Origin of the sequence: Streptomyces sp. NPDC050508 (assembly GCF_040655155.1) — a bacterium.
Lineage (GTDB): Bacteria > Actinomycetota > Actinomycetes > Streptomycetales > Streptomycetaceae > Streptomyces.
Map to the genome: position 1 here is coordinate 529996 of NZ_JBFAJJ010000002.1, position 12421 is coordinate 542416.

At 72.1% G+C, this 12421-nt stretch carries 11 protein-coding genes; 2 read left to right on the plus strand and 9 right to left on the minus strand.

What is annotated here, in order from left to right:
- Positions 1-3 precede the first annotated feature (3 nt).
- Genes AB0I69_RS07605 through pdhA form a run of 6 tightly spaced genes read right to left on the minus strand, consistent with a single transcriptional unit; the run spans position 4 to position 6950 of the window.
- Positions 4-1098 carry a potassium channel family protein gene (locus AB0I69_RS07605; RefSeq protein WP_363094641.1) on the minus strand — a complete coding sequence of 365 codons (1095 nt, stop codon included), beginning with the start codon at positions 1096-1098 and terminating at the stop codon, positions 4-6.
- Entirely contained in the window at positions 1095-2474 is a 1380-nt protein-coding gene (locus AB0I69_RS07610; protein WP_363094642.1) for a molybdopterin molybdotransferase MoeA, read from the minus strand. The genes AB0I69_RS07605 and AB0I69_RS07610 overlap by 4 nt, the downstream gene beginning before the upstream one ends.
- Entirely contained in the window at positions 2471-3436 is a 966-nt protein-coding gene (locus AB0I69_RS07615) for an NTP transferase domain-containing protein (RefSeq protein ID WP_363094643.1), read from the minus strand. The genes AB0I69_RS07610 and AB0I69_RS07615 overlap by 4 nt, the downstream gene beginning before the upstream one ends.
- Positions 3437-3490: 54 nt before the next feature.
- Entirely contained in the window at positions 3491-4813 is a 1323-nt protein-coding gene (locus AB0I69_RS07620) for a dihydrolipoamide acetyltransferase family protein (protein ID WP_363094644.1), read from the minus strand.
- Complete coding sequence (locus AB0I69_RS07625; protein WP_363094645.1) at positions 4813-5817, minus strand: alpha-ketoacid dehydrogenase subunit beta; 1005 nt, start codon at positions 5815-5817, stop codon at positions 4813-4815. The genes AB0I69_RS07620 and AB0I69_RS07625 overlap by 1 nt, the downstream gene beginning before the upstream one ends.
- Positions 5817-6950 carry a pyruvate dehydrogenase (acetyl-transferring) E1 component subunit alpha gene (gene pdhA, locus AB0I69_RS07630; RefSeq protein WP_363094646.1) on the minus strand — a complete coding sequence of 378 codons (1134 nt, stop codon included), beginning with the start codon at positions 6948-6950 and terminating at the stop codon, positions 5817-5819. The genes AB0I69_RS07625 and pdhA overlap by 1 nt, the downstream gene beginning before the upstream one ends.
- Positions 6951-7139: 189 nt before the next feature.
- On the opposite strand from pdhA, the gene AB0I69_RS07635 reads away from it, so the two are divergent.
- Positions 7140-7625, plus strand: coding sequence for an Lrp/AsnC family transcriptional regulator (locus AB0I69_RS07635; RefSeq protein ID WP_363095028.1), 486 nt, complete (start codon positions 7140-7142; stop codon positions 7623-7625).
- Positions 7626-7631: 6 nt separating this feature from the next.
- On the opposite strand, the gene AB0I69_RS07640 is transcribed toward AB0I69_RS07635, so the two are convergent.
- Together AB0I69_RS07640 and AB0I69_RS07645 are read right to left on the minus strand one after the other, a co-directional pair.
- On the minus strand, positions 7632-8222 hold the full coding sequence (locus AB0I69_RS07640; protein WP_363094647.1) for a TetR/AcrR family transcriptional regulator: 591 nt from the start codon (positions 8220-8222) through the stop codon (positions 7632-7634).
- Positions 8219-9733 carry a 3-hydroxyacyl-CoA dehydrogenase gene (locus tag AB0I69_RS07645; RefSeq protein ID WP_363094649.1) on the minus strand — a complete coding sequence of 505 codons (1515 nt, stop codon included), beginning with the start codon at positions 9731-9733 and terminating at the stop codon, positions 8219-8221. The genes AB0I69_RS07640 and AB0I69_RS07645 overlap by 4 nt, the downstream gene beginning before the upstream one ends.
- A 172-nt stretch (positions 9734-9905) precedes the next feature.
- Between AB0I69_RS07645 and paaN the strand changes: the two genes are divergently transcribed.
- On the plus strand, positions 9906-11597 hold the full coding sequence (gene paaN, locus AB0I69_RS07650; RefSeq protein WP_363094650.1) for a phenylacetic acid degradation protein PaaN: 1692 nt from the start codon (positions 9906-9908) through the stop codon (positions 11595-11597).
- 69 nt (positions 11598-11666) lie between these two features.
- Here paaN and AB0I69_RS07655 read toward each other — a convergent pair whose 3' ends face one another.
- The gene (locus tag AB0I69_RS07655; RefSeq protein ID WP_363094651.1) at positions 11667-12413 is read right to left on the minus strand and encodes a TrmH family RNA methyltransferase; all 747 of its coding nucleotides are present in this window, start codon (positions 12411-12413) and stop codon (positions 11667-11669) included.
- Between the last annotated feature and the right edge of the window lie 8 nt (positions 12414-12421).

The window sequence follows — 12421 nt, forward strand, 5'->3', positions numbered from 1 at the left end:
GGATCACTCCGGCAACGGCCGGGTGTGCGGCGTGACCTGCGAACCCGGCGAGACCCGCACGATCGTGATGAGCCGGTCCGTCAGCTGAAGGGACCCGATGGCCGGATCGTCGTAGCCGAGCACCCGGTGCCCGCGTACGACGCTGACCACCAGGTCGTCCGTGTCGCGCGGCGACTTGCCCACCTCGGCCTTTATGACCGGGCGTTCGGTCATGTCGAGGCCGCTGCCCTGCTGGATGAGGTCCTCCATGACCATGCCGGCGGCGGGGCTGAGCACGGACAGGCCGAGCAGGCGGCCGGCCGCGCTGGCGCTGGTGATGACGGCGTCGGCGCCGGACTGCTTGAGCAACGGCGCGTTCTCCTCCTCGCGGACCGCGGCGACGATCTTCGCGCCCCGGTTGAGCTGCCGGGCCGTGAGGGTCACCAGGACGGCCGTGTCGTCGCGCTGCGTCGCGATGATGATCTGCCGCGCCTTGTGCACCTCGGCGCGCTTCAGGACCTCGCTGCGGGTCGCGTCCCCGACGACCCCGACGTACCCCTCGCTGCTCGCCGCCTCGATCGCCTTCCCGCTGGGGTCGACCACGACGACCTGTTCCTTCTTCAGCCCCGTCGCGCACACGGTCTGGATCGCCGACCGCCCCTTCGTACCGAAGCCGACGACGACGGTGTGATCCCGCAAGGTGGACCTCCAGCGGTTCAAGCGCCATTCCTCCCGCGTGCGTTCGGTGAGGACCTCAAGGGTGGTGCCGACGAGGACGATCAGGAAGAACACGCGCAGGGGCGTGACGACGAGGATGTTGGTGAGCCGGGCGCCGTCGCTGACCGGGGTGATGTCGCCGTAGCCGGTGGTCGAGAGGGTGACCGTGGCGTAGTAGAACGCGTCGAGGAAGTCGACCGAGCCGTCCGAGTTGTCGTTGTAGCCCTCGTGGTCGGCATAGACGATCAACGCGGTCGCGACGAGCAGGAACAGGGCGATGGACAGCCGTTTGGCAACCTGCTGGAAAGGGTGCTCAACCACTTTCTTCGGGAGTTCCACCCGATGGGTCACGAGATGCTCGTCCGCCTGGCGGGCGATCGCATCATGGCCCGACTGTTTCACGTGAAACACACCCCGATCCCGGCGGCCGCCCAGGGCAGATCGATGAGTTCGGCCCGCTGCCCCTGCCGCGCACCACCCGGTGGTACGACCGCGAGCGCATCGGCCGCCGCGATACCGCGCAGCATGGCCGGACCGTTGTAGTGCAGCGGGACGGCATGCTCACCGCGCAGCACGGCGGGGATGAGCCGGGTGTCGTACGGGTGCCCGTGCACCGTGTCCTGGAGGGGCAGCGCGTACGGCTCGGGGGCGGGGTGTGCCGACAGGGTCCGCAGCAGCGGTTCGGCGAGGGTGAGCAGGCCGGAGACGGCCGCCAGTGGGTTGCCGGGCAGGCCGACGAGGTGCTGGTCGTCCTTGATGCGGGCCAGCAGCATGGGGTGGCCGGGGCGCACCTTCACGCCGTCCACGAGGAGGTCGGCGCCGATGCGGCGCAGGGTGGGGTGGACGTGGTCGGCCGGGCCGGAGGCGGTGCCGCCGGTGGTGACGATGAGGTCGGCGGTGCTGCCCGTGATGGCCTTGTGCAGCGCCTTCGCGTCGTCTCCGAGCCGGCGGACCGCGGTGACCTCGGCGCCGAGTGCGCGCAGCCAGGACGGCAGCATCGGGCCGAGCGCGTCCCGGATGAGCCCGTCCCGGGGCAGCCCCTCGGTGAGCAACTCGTCGCCCAGGATGAGGACTTCGACCCGGGGGCGGGGTACGGCGGTGAGGGTGTCGTAGCCGGCGGCTGCGGCGAGGCCGAGCACCGCGGGAGTCACCAGGGTGCCGCCGGGCAGCAGCTGGTCGCCGCTACGGCACTCCTGGCCACGCGGGCGGATGTCCTGACCGTGTCCGACATCGCGGGCCGCGTGGAGACGGCCCTTGTCGTCGGTACGGCCGTGCTCGCTGCGGATGACGGCGGTGGTGTCGGCGGGGATGCGCGCGCCGGTCGCGATCCGCACGGCCTCGCCGTCGCTCAGCGGCTCGGACCGCGCGTGCCCGGCGAGCACCCCGTCCTCGCGTACGGCCCAGGGGCCTGGCCCCGCGACCGCCCAGCCGTCCATCGCGGAGGTGTCGAACGAGGGCAGGTCGCTCTGGGCGACGAGCGGCGCGGCCAGGACGAGACCGAGGGCGGAGTCGAGCGCCACGGAGACGGGAGCGCGGCGGGCGCCGGCACGCGGGGCGCGTCCGGCGATGGCGCGGGCCTCGGGCCAGGGGGTGGCCTTGTGCTGGTCGGTGTCCGGCTTGCGCGGGGTGCCGGGTGCCTGAGGCGTGCCCTGCGGCGGGGGTGAGGGCACTGCGGGGTCGCCGGTACTGCCTTCGTTCACGAGGGCGAGCACCTCCTCGACGTCGAGATCCTCGGCGTCCTGGGCGTGCTCGCCGGCGTGCATACCGCGCGCGGTCATCCGGCGACGTCCGGACCCGGGGCGGACGCCGGGGCATCGGGCTCGGCACCGGATGCGGTGTCGGCCTTGGCGTCAGGCTTGGCGTCGGACGGGGCTCCCGAGGTCTCCTCGTCCGCCCAGCGCAGCGCGAGGGCGGCGGCCTTGCGGGCGGCTTCGGCAACGGCTTCGGGGCCGCCCTTGCCCTGCGCCGCCGCGTAGCCGACCAGGAAGGTGGTCAGCGGTGCCGCGGGCCTGGCCACCCCGTGGGCGGCGTCGCGGGCGAGGTCGAGCAGGATGCCGGTGTCGACGTCCAGGTCGATGCCGAGTTCGTCCTTGACTGCGGAAATCCATTCATCCAACACGTGCCCATGCTCCCTGATGCGTGCCCTGGCGGTGGCGAGGTCGTCCCAGGTGTCGCAGTCGAAGGACGCGACGGGGTCGGGGACGCGGGTGAGATCGAGCGCGGCGGTCAGCCGGCGCAGGGGCAGCCCGGTGAGGCCGCCGTGCTCATTGGTGAGTGCGCTCAGTTCCCGGCGGAGTGCCGGTGCGTGGTACGCGGCCACGAGCGGCTGGTCGCGCCCGTCGGCGTCGGTGAGCAGCACCCCTTCGGCGCCGCTGGTGCGCAGGGCGGTCAACAGCCGCCGTACGGTGGCCGCTTCGAGGAACGGCAGGTCGGCCGAGAGGACCACGACGGCGTCGGCCGTGGTGTGCCGCAGGCCGGCGTCGAGCGCGGCGACGGGGCCCGCGCCGGGCGGGTCCTCGCGCGCCCAGCGCACCGGCCGGAGGGTGGGCCTCGGGTCGGCCACGACGACCGTGGTCCCGGCGTCCGCGCAGGCGGTGAGCACCCGGTCGAGCAGCGCCCGACCACCCACCCGCAGACCGGGCTTGTCGGCACCACCGAGCCGCCGGGCGGCGCCACCGGCGAGCACGACGGCGTCGTACGGGGCGTCGAGAACGGCGTCGGGGGGCTCGTACGCGGTCACCCCCCGAGTATGCGTCCCGCCCTGATCACAGGGAACGCGTCCGCGCCGCCGTGATCACAGGTTGCGCAACAGCACCGCCGGCTGTTCCACACAGTCCGCCACATACCGCAGGAAACCGCCCGCCGTGCCGCCGTCGCACACCCGGTGGTCGAAGGTGAGCGAGAGCTGGACGACCTGCCGCACCGCCAACTCGCCCTCGTGGACCCAGGGTTTGGGGACGATACGGCCGACGCCGAGCATGGCCGCCTCGGGGTGGTTGATGATCGGCGTGGAGCCGTCGACGCCGAACACCCCGTAGTTGTTCAGCGTGAAGGTGCCTCCGGTGAGGTCCCCGGGCGTCAGCGTCCCGGCCCGGGCCGCCTCGGTCAGCCGGGCGAACTCCGCGCTCAGCGCCTCCGCGTCCCGTGCCTGGGCGTCCCTCACGACGGGCACGACGAGCCCGCGTTCGGTCTGGGCGGCGAAGCCTAGGTGGACCCGGTCGAACCGGACGACCTCCCTCGCCTCCATGTCCACGCTGGAGTTGAGCTCGGGGAACCGGGCCAGCGCGGCCGTGCAGATCCTGGCGAAGAGGGCCAGTACGGAGATCTTGGGCCCGGCGGCGGCGTTCATGGCCACGCGTGCGCGCATCAACTCCGTCGCGTCGGCGTCCACCCAGCAGGTCGCGTCGGGGATCTCGCGGCGACTGCGGGAGAGCTTGTCGGCCACGGCGCCCCGGATGCCGCGGAGGGGGGTGCGGGTCACTCCGTCGGTAGTGGTGGTGGTCGTTGTCGTGGAGGTGGGGAGCGTGGCCGGAGGAAGGAGTGTCGCTTCCTGTGCGGTCGCCTCCTGGGCCGCCGCTGCCCTGAGCGCCTGCTCGACGTCCGCCCGCAGGATCAGCCCGTCCCGCCCTGAACCCGTCAACTCCCGCAGTTCCAGGCCGTTCTCGCGCGCGAGTCGTCGTACGAGGGGCGAGATCACGGGTACGGGACCGTCCCCCCGAGCGATGGGGGGCGCGTCCGCCGCCGACGTCACCACACCGGGCCCCATCCGCCGCACCCTGCGCCGCCGCGCCGGAGGCGCCCCCGTGCCATAGCCCACCAGGACGTTCCCGGAGCCCTCGGTCTCGGTGTCGGCCCCGGCATCGGACGCCGGCGCCCCCACCGCGACCGTCAACAGCGGGGAGCCGACGGGCAGTTCCGTGCCCTCCTCGCCGAAGCGGGCCGTGACCACACCGCCGTAGGGACACGGCACCTCGACCATCGCCTTGGCCGTCTCGACCTCGACGACCGGCTGGTCGATGGCGACGACATCGCCGACCTCGACCAGCCAGCGCACGATCTCCGCCTCGGTCAGGCCCTCCCCGAGGTCGGGGAGCTTGAACTCCAAGACCTGTGCCATCAGTTGTCCGCCTCCCACTGGAGCCGTCCCACGGCGTCCAGGATCCGGTCGACGCCGGGCAGATGGTGCCGCTCCAGCATCGGCGGCGGATACGGGATGTCGAACCCGGCGACGCGCAGCACCGGCGCCTCCAGGTGGTGGAAGCAGCGCTCGGTGACGCGGGCCGCGATCTCGCCGCCCGGGCCGCCGTATCCGCCCGACTCGTGGACGACGAGGGCGCGGCCGGTCCGCCGTACGGACGCGCACACCGTCTCGTCGTCGAAGGGCACCAGGGAGCGCAGGTCGACGACTTCGAGGTCCCAGCCCTCGGCCCGGGCCGCCTCGGCGGCTTCGAGGCAGACGGGCAGGGAGGGGCCGTAGGTGATGAGCGTGACGCTGCGGCCGGGGCGGCGTACGACCGCGCGGCCGATCGGGTCGACGGGGGTCGGCTCGTCGGGGTTCCAGGTGTCCTTCGACCAGTACAGGCGCTTGGGTTCCAGGAAGACGACCGGGTCGTCGGAGGCGATGGAGGCGCGCAGCAGGCCGTAGGCGTCGGCGACGGTCGCGGGGGTGACGACGTGGAGGCCCGGGGTCGCCATGTAGTAGGCCTCGGAGGAGTCGCTGTGGTGCTCGACGCCGCCGATGCCGCCGCCGTAGGGGACGCGGACGGTGATCGGGAGGGGCATGGCGCCGCGGGTGCGGTTGCGCATGCGGGAGACGTGGCTGATCAGTTGCTCGAACGCCGGGTAGGCGAAGGCGTCGAACTGCATCTCCACGACCGGGCGCAGGCCGTACATCGCCATGCCGACGGCCGTGCCGAGGATGCCCGCCTCGGCGAGGGGGGTGTCCGTGCAGCGGTCCTCGCCGAATTCCTTGGCGAGGCCGTCGGTGACCCGGAAGACGCCGCCGAGGGTGCCGACGTCCTCGCCCATGACGTGCACCGCGGGGTCGGCGGCCATGGCGTCGCGCAACGCGCGCGTGAGGGCCTGCGCCATGGTGGCGGGCTTGAGGGCGACGGTGGTCATCAGTGCGTCCCTTCCCGCTCGGCCGCGAGCTCCGACGCCAACTGGTCGCGCTGCTCGCGCAGTTGGGGGGTGGGCTCGGCGTACACGTCGGCGAACAGGTCCATGGGGTCGAGCACCGGGTCCTGGTTCATGTGGGCGCGCAGCTCGGCCGCCATGGTGTCGGCGGCGTCGCGTGCGGCCCGGATGCCGTCCTCGTCGATGAGCCCGCGCTCGGTCAGCTCGTGCTCCAGGAGGGCGATCGGGTCGTGCGCGCGCCAGGCCTCGACCTCGGTGTCGCCGCGGTAGCGGGTCGCGTCGTCGGCGTTGGTGTGGGCCTCGATGCGGTAGGTGATCGCCTCGACGAGCGTGGGACCACCGCCCTCGCGCGCGTGCCGTACGGCCTCGGTGAGGACCTGGTGCACGGCGACCGCGTCGTTGCCGTCGACGAGGCGGCCGGGCATGCCGTAGCCGACGGCCTTGTGGGCCAGGGAAGGGGCCGCGGTCTGTTTGGCGAGGGGGACGGAGATCGCGAAGCCGTTGTTCTGGACGAGGAAGACGACCGGGGCCTGCCAGACGGCGGCGAAGTTCAGTGCCTCGTGGAAGTCGCCCTCGCTGGTGCCGCCGTCGCCGACCATGGCGAGCGCGACCACGTCGTCGCCCTTGAGGCGGGCCGCGTGGGCGAGGCCGACGGCGTGCGGGAGTTGGGTGGCGAGGGGGGTGCTCAGGGGCGCGATGCGGTGCTCGCGCGGGTCGTAGCCGGTGTGCCAGTCGCCGCGCAGCAGGGTGAGGGCCTGCACGGGGTCGAGGCCGCGGGCGACGGCGGCGAGCGTGTCGCGGTAGCTGGGGAAGAGCCAGTCCTGCTCCTGGAGGACCAGCGCGGCGGCGACCTCGCAGGCCTCCTGGCCGGTGGTGGAGGGGTACACGGCGAGCCGGCCCTGCTTGGTGAGGGCGGTGGCCTGCGCGTTGTACCGACGGCCGCGCACCAGCTCGGCGTACAGCCGGCGCAGCAGCTCGGGGTCGGCCTGCGCGGCCGCCTCGGTGCCGAGCACGCGGTACGGCACGGCGTCGGGCAGCAGCGGCGCGGGGTCCGTGCGCGGCTGCCAGGCGGGCGGCGGTGTGGGCCGGTACGCGCCCCGCTGCTCCATGACCGTCATGACGGCACCTCCTCGTCGGAGTGGCTCGGAGAGGCGCGTCGGACGTGCGGCGCCTCCCTACCGATTGTTCGGTCGTCGGCACATTTTGGCTACAGGCACCTCCAGGCTGTGGACAAACGGTTCTCCACAACCTGAAATGAACGCAGTACGTCCATGGTAGGGAGGCGGGGGGACATGGCACCTGAACAAATGGCCGAAGGCCCGGAGGCGGGCAACACCCTGCCGCCCCCGCGCCCGCTCGACGCCATTGATCAGGACATCCTGCAGATGCTCCAGGCGGACGGCCGCGCGTCGATAAGGTCGGTCGCCGAACGGGTGCATGTCTCCCGGGCCAACGCCTATGCGCGTATCAACCGGCTCATCGAGGACGGCGTCATCCGCGGCTTCGGCGCCCGGGTCGACCACGAACGCGCGGGTCAGGGCACGTCGGCGTACATCACGCTGAAGATCGTGCAGAACTCCTGGCGCACGGTCCGCGAGCAGCTGAGACTGCTCCCGGGCGCCTCGCACATCGCGCAGGTGGGCGGGGACTTCGACGTCCTGCTGCTGGTGCACACCCTGGACAACCGGTCGCTGCGCGAGCTGGTCCTCGACCGGCTCCAGGCGATCCCCGAGGTGCTCAGCACACGCACCCTGCTGGTCTTCGAGGAGGAGGACCTGGAGCCCCAGAGCTGACCCGGCTCAGCTCTGGGCGCGCAGCCCGGAGAACACCAATTCGGCCACCGCGTCGGTCACTTCGCGCTCGCCCATGCCCCGCCCGTCGGGCCGGTACCACTCCACGATCGAGTTGATCATCCCGAAGACGAGCCGGGTCGCGAGCCGTACCTCCACGTCACCGCGCACATCGCCGTCGGCCGCCGCGGCCTTCAGCAGGTCGGCCACCCGGTGGTCGAAGTCACGGCGCCGCTCCAGGGCCCACCGCTCGGCATCGGTGTTGCCGCGCACCCGCAGCAGCAGCGTCACGTACGGCAGCTCGGAGGTCAGCACCTCGACCATCCGCCGTACGACGTACTCCAGCCGCTCGACGGCGCGCCCCACGCGCGCGTGCTCCTCGTCGAGGATCCCGAAGAGGCCGTCCAGGGCGCGGCTGACGGCGCGGCGGAGCAGTTCCTCCTTGCCGGTGACGTGGTGGTAGATCGACGACTTGGAGATACCGGCCGCCTTGGCGAGGTGCTCCATTGAGGTGCCGTCGTAGCCGCGCTCGATGAAGACCTGGACGGCGACGGAGAGCAGGGTCTCCGGGGTGTACGTGTCGCGCTTGGCGGTCGTCATGGGGTGCCCTCCCGCTTCTCGGTGGCGTACGCGTGGCGGTAGAGCGCGAGGGACGGCGCGTACCGTCCCGAAGGATCACGCAGGTGCAGGTCGTCCAGGAGGTCGTAGGCCCAGCTGCGGCCGAGCCTGCGGCTCCATTCGAACGGACCCAGAGGGTAGTTGACACCCAGGCGCATCGCGGTGTCGATGTCCTCCTCGGTGGCGACGCCCTTGGCGACGGCGTCGTGCGCCAGGTCGACGATGCGGGCCACCGTGCGGGCGACGATCATCCCGGGGGCGCCCCCGACGACGCTGACGTTCTTGCCGAGCGCCTGGAAGAGGCCGATCGCCTCGGAGAGGGTCCCCGACGCGGTGTCCTGGGAGGCGGACAGGGCGATGCGGCCGGCCCTGCGGTAGTCGAGGGCGAGGTCGAAGTAGACGACGTCCCGGAACTCCACGGAGGTCTGCCCGTCGGCGAGCGCCAGTTGACCGCCGCCCGGCAGCACCATGCGGGTGCCGTGGTCCTCTTCCTCCTCGCGGACGACGATGCCCGCCTCGCGGAACAGCGCGACCAGCTCGGCGGCGGGGCCCAGATCGCCCTCCACGACGACGTACGCGGGCGCCTGGGCCGGTTCAGCGGTGTGCGGCTCGGGCTGCTCGGCGTCGTCTCCGTAGTCGTACCAGCCGTGTCCGGTCTTGCGGCCGAGGCGGCCCGCCTCGACCAGGCGGCGCTGGGCGAGCGAGGGCGTGAAGCGGACGTCCTGGAAGAAGGACTGCCACACGGAGTGGGTGACGGACTCGTTGACGTCCTGCCCGATGAGGTCGGTCAGTTCGAAGGCGCCCATCTTGAAGCCGCCGGACTCGCGCAGGACGGCGTCGATGGTGGCCGGGTCGGCGGCCTGTGCCTCGTAGACCGCGAAGGCCTCGGCGTAGAAGGGCCGGGCGATGCGGTTGACGATGAAGCCGGGGGTGTCGGCGCAGGCGACCGGGGTCTTGCCCCAGGCGCGGGACATCTCGTACGCGCGCGTGGCCGACGTGACGTCGGTGGCGAACCCGGAGACGACCTCTACGAGCGGCAGCAGCGGTGCCGGGTTGAAGAAGTGCAGGCCGACGAAGCGGCCGGGGTTGCGCAGGGCGCCGCCGATGGCGGTCACCGACAGGGACGAGGTGTTGGTGGCGAGCAGACAGTCCTCGCCGACGATGTCCTCCAGGTCGCGCATCAGCTGCTGCTTGACGTCCAGCCGCTCCAGGACGGCCTCGACGACCAGAGTGCAGTCCGCGAGGTCGGTCAGGGCCTCGGCGGGCAGGAGACGGGCGCGTGCGGCGTCCCGGTCGGCGGCGGTGAGCCGGTCCTTCTCGACGAGCCGGTCGAGCCGGGCAACGATCGCCTCGGTCGCTTCCCTGGCCCGTCCCGGGACGGTGTCGTACAGCCGTACGACATGGCCCGCGGTCAGCGCGACCTGGGCGATGCCCTGACCCATGGTGCCGGTGCCGACGACGGCCACGGGGCTGCTGAGGTCGAGTGCTGTCATGTGCGCGATCCTCCCGCACGGGGTTTTCCACAGATGCGGCGGACCCCCTTGTCCCGACCGATCGTTCGGTTACTCTAACTCTGACTGCCTGTTTCCGCCCCTGATCCTTCCCCTGTTCCTGCCCAGGTCATGAACTCGCAGACGAGTTCTTGAAACGAGGAGTTGGTCCCGCATGGCCGCCGAACCGACCGCGCACGGGCTGATCGCCCGGCACCGGCCCACACTCGACCAAGCGCTGGAAGCCATCCGCACACGCGCGTACTGGTCCCCGCACCCCGAACACCCGAAGGCCTACGGCGAGCACGGCAGCCTGGACGCGGCGGCGGGCAAGGCCGCCTTCGACGCCCTCCTGGGCACCCGCCTCGACCTCGGCCAGCCCGGCACGGACGACTGGGTCGGCGGCGAAGTGTCGCCCTACGGCGTCGAGTTGGGCGTGACGTACCCGCATGCGGACCTCGACGTGCTGCTGCCGGCCATGCGCGCCGGGCAGCGGGCGTGGCGGGACGCGGGCGCGGAGACGCGTGCCGTGGTCTCCATCGAGATCCTCAAGCGGATCAGCGACCGGACGCACGAGTTCGCGCACGCGGTCATGCACACCAGCGGCCAGGCCTTCATGATGGCGTTCCAGGCGGGCGGCCCGCACGCCCAGGACCGCGGCCTGGAGGCGGTGGCGTACGCGTACGCGGAGCAGGTCCGCACGCCCGCCGTCGCGGAGTGGACCAAGCCGCAGGGCAAGCGCGATCCGCTCGTGATGAACAAGGAGTTCACGCCGGTGCCGCGCGGGACCGCCCTGGTCATCGGCTGCAACACCTTCCCGACGTGGAACGGCTATCCGGGCCTGTTCGCCTCCCTCGCCACCGGCAACGCGGTCCTGGTGAAGCCCCACCCGCGCGCGGTGCTGCCGCTCGCGCTGACCGTGCAGATCGCCCGCGAGGTGCTCACCGAGGCCGGTTTCGACCCGAACCTGGTGGCGCTGGCCGCCGAGCGTCCCGGTGAGGGCATCGCCAAGACGCTCGCCACCCGCCCCGAGATCCGGATCATCGACTACACGGGCTCGACCGGTTTCGGCGACTGGCTGGAGGCCAACGCCCGCCAGGCGCAGGTCTACACGGAGAAGGCCGGGGTCAACACGGTCGTCGTGGAGTCCACCGACGACTACAAGGGGATGCTGTCCAACCTGGCGTTCTCGCTGTCGCTGTACAGCGGCCAGATGTGCACGACCCCGCAGAACCTGCTGATCCCCCGGGACGGCATCGGCACCGACCAGGGCCCCAAGTCCTACGACGAGGTCGTCGCCGACCTCGCGCGGTCCGTGGACGGTCTCCTCGGCGACGACGCGCGCGCGAACGGCCTGCTGGGCGCGCTGGTCAATCCGGACGTGAAGGCTCGCCTCGAAGCTGCGGCCGGCCTGGGTGAAGTCGCCCTCGCCTCACGGGAGATCAGCAACCCGGAGTTCCCGGACGCGGTCGTCCGCACGCCGGTCATCGTGAAGCTGGACGGGGCCAAGCCGGACGACGAGGCCGCGTACATGAGCGAGTGCTTCGGGCCGGTGTCCTTCGCCGTCGCGGTCGACTCCGTCGGGGACGCGGTGGAGTTGCTGCGGCGGACGGTGCGGGAGAAGGGGGCGATGACTGTCGGGGCGTACACCACGGACGAGGGGGTCGAGAAGGCCGTCGAGGAGGTCTGCCTGGAGGAGGCCGCCCAGTTGTCGCTGAACCTGACGGGTGGGGTGTTCGTCAACCAGACTGCGGCGTTCTCTGACTTCCACGGGTCTGGGGGGAACCCGGCGGCGAACGCGGCGCTGACCGACGGCGCATTCGTGGCCAACCGGTTCCGGGTCGTCGAAGTACGTCGGGACGCCTAAGAGCTCGGGAGGTGCGGTTTCTGCGCGGCTGACGGTCCGTTGTGGCTGGTCGCGCAGTTCCCCGCGCCCCTAGAGGGGCGCTGCAGTGCTCCAGTGATAGAGAGTCATGGCCACGCTTGTCGCCAGGTTGTAGCTGGAGACCTGGGTGCGCATCGGTAGGGACACCAAGTGGTCGGTACGCGCGCGTAGTTCGGCGGACAGTCCGCTGCGCTCTGAGCCGAAGGCGAGCACCGCGTCGTCCGGGAGCTTCAGGGCCCGGATGTCGTCGCCCTCCGGGTCGAGGGCGAACACCGGGCCGGGGGGCAGTTCTTCCACGGTCAGGCGTTCCACGGCGGTCGCGTAGTGCAGGCCCGCACCGGCGCGTACGACCGTGGGATGCCAGGGGTCGAGGGTCCCGGTGGTGACCACCCCGGTCACCCCGAAACCGGCGGCGAGGCGGATCACGGCCCCCGCGTTGCCCAGGTTGCGCGGGTTGTCGAGGACCACGACGGGCGTACTGCGGGGCGTGTGCGCGAGCTTCTGGAGGTTGGCCTCGCGCGCGGGGCGTACGGCCAGGGCCGCCACCGCCGTGGGATGGGGGCGCGGCACGAAGGAGCGGTACGTGTCCTCCGGGACCTCTGTCAGCAGCGCGTCCAGGGTGTCCCGTACGTCGGGGGCCAGTTCGGTGGCGAGGGCGAGGGCCGCCTCCCGGTCCGTGGTGACCGCCAGCGGGACCTCGGCCCCGAAGCGCAGCGCGTGCTTGAGGGCGTGGAAGCCGTCGAGCAGCACGGAGGTGTCGGCGAGCCGGTGCCAGGTGGCTGCGGCGGGGTCGGTCATGCGTGAAG

Excerpts from the sequence above, each read along its gene's own strand:
- AB0I69_RS07625 (WP_363094645.1), bottom strand. The coding sequence starts at position 5,817 with ATGACCACCGTCGCCCTCAAGCCCGCCACCATGGCGCAGGCCCTCACG.
- AB0I69_RS07645 (WP_363094649.1), bottom strand. The coding sequence starts at position 9,733 with ATGACAGCACTCGACCTCAGCAGCCCCGTGGCCGTCGTCGGCACCGGC.
- AB0I69_RS07635 (WP_363095028.1), top strand. The coding sequence starts at position 7,140 with ATGGCCGAAGGCCCGGAGGCGGGCAACACCCTGCCGCCCCCGCGCCCG.
- AB0I69_RS07610 (WP_363094642.1), bottom strand. The coding sequence starts at position 2,474 with ATGACCGCGCGCGGTATGCACGCCGGCGAGCACGCCCAGGACGCCGAG.
- AB0I69_RS07640 (WP_363094647.1), bottom strand. The coding sequence starts at position 8,222 with ATGACGACCGCCAAGCGCGACACGTACACCCCGGAGACCCTGCTCTCC.
- paaN (WP_363094650.1), top strand. The coding sequence starts at position 9,906 with ATGGCCGCCGAACCGACCGCGCACGGGCTGATCGCCCGGCACCGGCCC.
- pdhA (WP_363094646.1), bottom strand. The coding sequence starts at position 6,950 with ATGACGGTCATGGAGCAGCGGGGCGCGTACCGGCCCACACCGCCGCCC.
- AB0I69_RS07655 (WP_363094651.1), bottom strand. The coding sequence starts at position 12,413 with ATGACCGACCCCGCCGCAGCCACCTGGCACCGGCTCGCCGACACCTCC.
- AB0I69_RS07620 (WP_363094644.1), bottom strand. The coding sequence starts at position 4,813 with ATGGCACAGGTCTTGGAGTTCAAGCTCCCCGACCTCGGGGAGGGCCTG.